The organism is Streptomyces hazeniae, from assembly GCF_031845485.1.
Classification (GTDB): domain Bacteria; phylum Actinomycetota; class Actinomycetes; order Streptomycetales; family Streptomycetaceae; genus Streptomyces; species Streptomyces hazeniae.
This window is the reverse complement of sequence record NZ_JAVREQ010000102.1, coordinates 1-549: the sequence shown is the minus strand read 5'-3', so window position 1 is coordinate 549 and position 549 is coordinate 1. Positions and strand designations below refer to the sequence as shown.

At 71.2% G+C, this 549-nt stretch carries 1 protein-coding gene; it reads right to left on the bottom strand.

Annotated elements, in window-relative coordinates:
- Positions 1–549: AMP-binding protein (locus RM572_RS28800; RefSeq protein WP_311676309.1), on the bottom strand; the 549-nt coding region annotated here is incomplete at both ends.

Below are 549 nucleotides of genomic sequence, written 5' to 3'. Positions count from 1 at the left end.
TGGCGCCGTGGAGGAGGGGGGTGAAGAGTTCGAGGGCGTAGGCGTCCCAGGGGATGGGGGAGCACTGGAGCCAGGTGTCGCCGGGTGCGGTGGTGGTGAAGTGCTGGTGGGTGAGGGTGGTGGTGAGTGCTTGGTGGGGGGTGGCGACGCCTTTGGGGGTGCCGGTGGAGCCGGAGGTGAACATCACGCAGGCGGTGTCGTCGGGCGTGATGGGGACGCCTGGTGGTGTGGCCGGCAGGTGGTCGACGGCGGCCTGGTCGAGGAGGACGACCTGGAGGGTCTCGTCCAGCCAGTCGGTGTTGTGGCTGGTGGTGGTGATGAGGTGGGTGGCGTGGGAGTGGCCGGTGATGGTGGTCAGGCGGGTGGTGGGGAAGTCGGGGTCGAGGAGGGTGTAGGCGGCGCCGGCCTTGAGGGTGGCGAGGGTGGTGGTGGCCAGGGGGAGGTCGCGGTCGAGGAGGACGGCGACGGTGTCCCCGCGCGACACCCCGCAGGCACCCAGGTGGTGGGCGAGACGGTTGGCGGCCTCGTCCAGCTCGCGGTAGGTCAGGC